The following is a 5,908-nucleotide window of genomic DNA, read 5'->3' on the forward strand; positions in this document are numbered from 1 at the left end:
TGAAGGCGGAGCGGGTCTCTTATGACGTGATGACGCCATCGGCGGCACGCGGCATCTTGGAGGCGATCCACTGGAAACCAGCCATTTCCTGGGTCGTCGATGCGATCCATGTGTTAAAGCCGATCCGCTTTCACACTCTGCGCCGCAACGAGGTCGGCAGTAAAATTCCGGTCGCCAAGGTCAAGACCGCGCTCAAACGGGGCAGCCTGGACGGTTTGCATCTGCGGATTGAAGACGACCGCCAGCAACGCGCCACGACCTTGCTGGTCGATGTCGATTATGTGATCGAGGCGCATTTCGAGATGACCCCCCGGGCCGGGGCCGAGGACAATCCGGGCAAGCATCTCGACATCTTCAATCGCCGCGCCCGTCGCGGGCAGTGCTTTCACCAGCCCTGTTTGGGCACGCGGGAATTTCCGGCGCGGTTCGAACTGGTCGAGCCCGACGCCCCGCCCCTGCCCGCCATCGACGACAGCCGGGATTTGGGCTTCATGCTGTGGGACATCGACCATGGCGGCGACCGCGCCTCGATGTTCTTTCGCGCCCGGATGGACCGGGGCGTGGTGCGGGTGCCGCCGCCCGGCTCGCCGGAGATCCGCCGATGAGCATCCTGGCCGCGCTCTCCAAAGCCTATGACCGCCTCGCCGAGGACCACAAGGTTCCCCCGTTCGGCTATTCCAGCGAAAAAATCGGCTTTCTGATTTCGTTGAACGAGGACGGCACCCCCGCCGGGTCGCCGATCGATCTGCGCCTGGGAACCGGAAAGAAGCTTGCGCCGCGGATGCTGGACGTGCCGCAGCCGAGCAAACGGACATCGGGGATCGCCCCCAATTTCCTGTGGGACAAGACCTCCTATGTCCTGGGGGTAACGGCGGGCGACGGCAAGCGCCTTGCCGACGAACATTCCGCTTTCGTCAAGCGCCATAACGATGCCTTGGCCGCGACCGACGATCCCGGCCTGCGGGCCTTGCTGGCGTTTCTGCGCGATTGGACGCCGGACACATTCGCCGCGCTGGGCTGGCCGGAGGAGATGAAGGATCAGAACGTCATCTTCGCCTTTGGGCGCGACTACCTGAAAGACCAGTATCTCCATGACCGGGCGGCGGCGCGCGCGGTGTGGGCCGATCTGGCTTCGTCCGGGACCCAGCAGACTCAGGCGGTCTGCCTCGTCAGCGGAAAGACCGCGCCGATTGCCCGGCTGCATCCGGCGATCAAGGGGGTTTGGGGCGGGCAATCCTCGGGCGTCTCGATCGTTTCCTATAACAAAGACGCCTTTGAATCCTATGGGCACGAGCAGGGCGACAACGCCCCGGTGTCCGAAGCCGCCGCCTTTGCCTATACCGCCGTCCTTAACCGCTTTTTGGAAAGCGACAGCCGGAATCGGCTTCAGATCGGCGATGCCTCAACGGTGTTCTGGGCCGATGCCTCCGACGCCCCAACCGCGGAACTGGCCGAAAACGCCTTTCTCGCGATGTTGGGCGGCATCGACGAAGACAAGCAGGCGGGCGAGGTGCGGGCGATCCTCGACAAAATCCGCCAGGGCCTGCCGGTTCACGACTTCGCCCCGCACTTGTCCGAGGGCGTTCGCTTTTATGTTCTGGGGCTGGCCCCCAACGCGGCACGAGTCTCGATCCGCTACTGGTTCGAGGACGATTTCGGTCATTTGGCCGAGAATTACCGCCGCTATGTCGAGGATATCCGGATCGCGCCGCCGCCGCGTGATCCCTACCCGCCGCTGTGGCGTTACCTTCAGGAAACCGCCGTGCTGGGCAAGCGCGAGAACGTGCCGCCCAATCTGGCCGGAGAGCTCTTGCGCGCGATCCTGACCGGCACGCGCTATCCGCTGACTCTGCTGTCCAACATCTTGATGCGCCTGCGCTCCGACAAGAGCGTCACCGCGCTGCGCGTGGCCCTGCTTCGGGCCGTTCTGATCCGGAATTACGGTTACACCGACAAGGAGGCTCCCGTGGCGTTCGACCCGGACAATACCAACAAGGGCTATCTGCTCGGGCGGCTGTTTGCCGTTTACGAACACGTTCAAAGCGCGGCGCTGGGCCGCAACGTCAACGCGACGATCAAGGACAAATATTACGGGGCGGCCTCGGCCCAACCGCGCAAGGTGTTCGCGATTTTGGAGAGCGGGTCCGCCAATCACCTGTCCAAGGTCGGCAAGGCCCGCCCCGGCGCCAGGGTCAACCTGGAAAAGGAAATCGGCGCGATCATGGGCCTGATGTCGCCCGGCAACGATCCGTTCCCTCCCTCGCTCTCCGCCGAGCAGCAGGCCTTGTTCGGCCTCGGCTATTACCACCAGCGCAACCAATTCTTCGTCGCCAAGGATCACGATTCCTCTGCCCAGAAGGAAACTGCCGTATGAGCGCCCTGTCTTTCCGTCACGAATTCGTCGTTCTGTTCGATGTCGCCAACGGCAATCCCAATGGCGATCCCGATGCCGGCAATTTGCCGCGCCTCGACCCCGAGACCAACCATGGTCTGGTGTCCGATGTCTGCCTGAAGCGGAAGATCCGCAATTACGTCGAACTGGCCAAGGGCGACGAAAGCGGTTTTCACATCTATGTCCAGGATGGCTCGATCCTCAACGACAAGCATCGTGAAGCCTATATCGCGCTGCGGCCCGGTGACGCCAAGGTCGCCAAGGAAGCCAAGCTCAATCCCAAGGACGATGCCGAGGCCACGAAACTACGCGACTTCATGTGCGCCAATTTCTTCGACATCCGGACCTTTGGCGCGGTGATGGGCACCGGAATCAATTGCGGTCAGGTGCGGGGGCCGGTCCAATTCGCCTTCGCCACCTCGGTCGAACCGATTGTGCCGATTGAAATCTCGATCACCCGGATGGCCGCCACCACCGAAAAGGAAAAGAAGGACAAGGCGCAGTCGGACGAAGGCGACGGCAACGAGCGCACCGACAACCGCACGATGGGCCGCAAGCATATCGTGCCCTATGGCCTGTATCGCGCCCATGGGTTCATTTCGGCCAAGCTGGCCGAACGTACCGGCTTTTCCGAGGCCGATCTCGATCTGTTGCTGGAGGCGGTCGAAAACATGTTCGAGCACGACCGTTCGGCGGCGCGAGGCGAAATGGCGGTGCGCAAGCTGATCGTCTTCCGCCACGATTGCGCGCTGGGCAAGGCTCCGGCCCACAGCCTGTTCGACCGGGTCAAGGTCGGCCGCAACATCGACGGGGACTTCCGCGCGGTGAACGACCCGGCGATCGACAACCGCACCTCGGCGCGCAGCTTTGCCGATTATCTGGTGACGATCGACCGGGACAACCTGCCCGAAGGAGTCGAGATCATCGAGCGTCTGTAAGCACGTTCGATGATCGGGGCGGATGCTCCGTTGCAGGGCGACGAGCGGGAGGGCGAGCCCATCCCGCTTTCCGCGCTTCAACACGCGGTTTATTGCCTGCGTCAGGCGGCGCTGATCCATCTCGAACGGCTGTGGGAGGAAAACCGCTTCACCGCCGAGGGGCATCAGCTTCATATCGCCGCCGACCGGGGCGACCAGCGCAAGGCACGGGGCGTCCGCCGGGTGATGTCGCTGCCCCTGGCGGCGCCTCGTCTCGGGATCGCTGGCGTGGCCGATCTGGTCGAGTTTCGTCGCACCCCGGACGGCACCGAAACGCCGTTTCCGGTCGAATACAAGCGCGGCAAGGCCAAGCTGCACCGCGCCGACGAGGTCCAGTTGTGCGCCCAGGCGCTTTGCCTGGAAGAGATGACCGGACAGTCGGTACCCGATGGGGCGCTCTATTACGCCGAGACTAAACGTCGGGTCGCGGTTCCCTTCGATCCCGATCTGCGTGCCCTGACAGTGGCGACCATCGCCGATCTGCGCGAGATGTTCTCCACCCTGCGCACGCCACCGCCGACGTTCCGCGCCGACCGCTGCCGGGCTTGCTCACTGATCGAGCTGTGCCGTCCCAAAGCCGCCGCCCGCCCCGCCCGGCAATGGCGCGACACAATGCTGGCCGCCCTGCTGTCCGAGGACGAGGACAAGTCATGAAGAAGCTGCTCAACACAATCTATGTCACGACCGAGGGGGCGGGCATCCGCAAGGATGGCGAGAATCTGGTCGTCGAGATCGATGGCGCGGAAAAAGGCCGGGTCCCGCTGCATATGCTGGCGTCGGTGGTAGTGTTCGGAGGAATCTACCTCTCCCCCGCTTTGATGCAGGCCTGCGCCGCGAACGGGATCACCATCGTTCTGCTCGATCGCAGTGGACGCTTCCAGGCCCGGATCGAAGGGCCAGTGACCGGCAATGTCCTGCTGCGCCGCGCTCAATACAAGGCATCGGACCAGCCGGAAGAGATCGTCCGCAGTGTGGTGATGGGCAAGGTCGCCAACCAGCGCTCGGTGCTGATGCGGGCAATCCGCGATTACGGCGACGAATATAGCCCGGACCAGAGCGCCGCTTTGGCCGAGGCGACCGAGCGGATGGCGCACATCTTGCGCAAGGAAGAGGTTTCGACCGGCAATACCGACGATTTGCGCGGCGCGGAAGGGGAAGCCGCCGCCCTCTATTTCAGCGTCTTTCCTCACCTGATCCGCTCGCCCGACCCAGAATTCGCGTTCCGGGGCCGCTCGCGCCGACCGCCGCTCAACCCCACCAATGCGCTGCTGTCGTTCCTCTATACCCTGTTGACCCACGATTGCCGCGCCGCCGCCGAAAGCGTCGGACTGGATCCGGCGGTCGGGTTTCTTCACCGTGACCGGCCGGGGCGGCCCAGCCTTGCCCTTGATCTGATGGAGGAGTTGCGTCCGGTCCTGGCCGACCGTCTCGCCCTCTCTCTCATCAATCGCCGCCAACTTCGGGCCGGGGATTTCGAACGCCGCGACGGCGGGGCGGTTCTTCTCGGCGACGAAGGGCGCAAGACGGTTCTGACCGCGTGGCAGGAGCGCAAGAAAGAGGAACGCCAGCATCCGTTCCTCGGCGAAAGCGTTCCGCATGGATTGGTGCCGTATCTCCAGGCCCTCCTCCTCGCCCGCCATCTGCGCGGCGACCTTGACGCCTATCCGCCCTGGTTCTGGAAATAAGGGGGACGCCGATGATGGTTCTGGTCACCTACGACGTCAGCACAATCGATCCCGGCGGAAGCCGCAGGCTGCGCAAAGTCGCCAAGGCCTGTCAGGATTATGGGCAGCGGGTCCAGAATTCCGTGTTCGAGATCGAGGTCGAGGTCGATCCGGCGCAATGGGTCGGGCTGAAAGCTCGATTGGAAGCAATCATCAACCCGGACTCCGACAGTTTGCGCTATTATTTCCTGGGCTCAAACTGGCAGCGCCGGGTCGATCATGTCGGGGCGAAACCGACACTCGACCTGAACGGGCCTCTCATCCTGTAAGACGTTAAGACCGGCCGATCGCGTCGGAACGATCCCGTGCGAACCCCAAGCGTGTCCGGAATTCCCGGTCGGTTCGCACGATGGATAACTGTTTGACATCGTGAATCATTTACAGCCGAGCATCGGTCTGGGGACGAAGAACCGGCTCGTCTCCGGCAGGTTCGCGCCACAGCACCGATTTTCTCAATCAAAGCAATCTGTTATTCCTATGGAGTCGCCCCCCACGCGGGGGCGTGGATCGAAACCAGACCGACCGCGACGTTTCGCGCAGGATCAGGGTGTCGCCCCCCACGCGGGGGCGTGGATCGAAACGGCCGCCTGGGTGGCGGGGGTGAAGTGATTGGACGGTCGCCCCCCACGCGGGGGCGTGGATCGAAACAATGGCCACATCCTGCCGCCACATTACTCGGTGGGTCGCCCCCCACGCGGGGGCGTGGATCGAAACCTGCACACGACCGGCGAGACCAATAACAAGTGCCGTCGCCCCCCACGCGGGGGCGTGGATCGAAACGACGGTGGGGGCGACGGCGAATTTATCGGTGGCGG

6 protein-coding genes and 1 CRISPR repeat array are annotated in these 5,908 nt (G+C 63.6%); all 6 genes read left to right on the top strand.

The genetic code is table 11. From position 1 onward, the window contains the following. Window positions 1–605, top strand: a 605-nt coding sequence (gene cas5c / locus K678_RS16625) for a type I-C CRISPR-associated protein Cas5c (protein WP_021133646.1), incomplete at its 5' end; no start/stop codon positions are given. Beyond that, the gene (gene cas8c / locus K678_RS16630) at window positions 602–2,374 is read left to right on the top strand and encodes a type I-C CRISPR-associated protein Cas8c/Csd1 (RefSeq protein WP_021133647.1); all 1,773 of its coding nucleotides are present in this window, start codon (window positions 602–604) and stop codon (window positions 2,372–2,374) included. The genes cas5c and cas8c, both read left to right, overlap by 4 nt. Beyond that, complete coding sequence (cas7c, locus tag K678_RS16635) at window positions 2,371–3,330, top strand: type I-C CRISPR-associated protein Cas7/Csd2 (protein WP_021133648.1); 960 nt, start codon at window positions 2,371–2,373, stop codon at window positions 3,328–3,330. Before cas8c ends, cas7c begins: the two co-directional genes overlap by 4 nt. 9 nt (window positions 3,331–3,339) lie before the next feature. Continuing rightward, window positions 3,340–4,023, top strand: coding sequence for a CRISPR-associated protein Cas4 (cas4, locus tag K678_RS16640; RefSeq protein WP_021133649.1), 684 nt, complete (start codon window positions 3,340–3,342; stop codon window positions 4,021–4,023). After that, entirely contained in the window at window positions 4,020–5,054 is a 1,035-nt protein-coding gene (gene cas1c, locus K678_RS16645) for a type I-C CRISPR-associated endonuclease Cas1c (RefSeq protein WP_021133650.1), read from the top strand. The genes cas4 and cas1c overlap by 4 nt, the downstream gene beginning before the upstream one ends. An 11-nt stretch (window positions 5,055–5,065) precedes the next feature. Beyond that, complete coding sequence (cas2, locus tag K678_RS16650; RefSeq protein WP_021133651.1) at window positions 5,066–5,362, top strand: CRISPR-associated endonuclease Cas2; 297 nt, start codon at window positions 5,066–5,068, stop codon at window positions 5,360–5,362. A gap of 213 nt (window positions 5,363–5,575) precedes the next feature. Then, a CRISPR array of direct repeats spans window positions 5,576–5,873; the repeat unit is 32 nt; unit sequence GTCGCCCCCCACGCGGGGGCGTGGATCGAAAC. The last annotated feature ends 35 nt before the right edge of the window (window positions 5,874–5,908 follow it).

It is taken from the genome of Magnetospirillum fulvum MGU-K5 (genome assembly GCF_000442515.1).
In the GTDB taxonomy this organism is placed as follows: Bacteria; Pseudomonadota; Alphaproteobacteria; order Rhodospirillales; family Magnetospirillaceae; genus Phaeospirillum; species Phaeospirillum fulvum_B.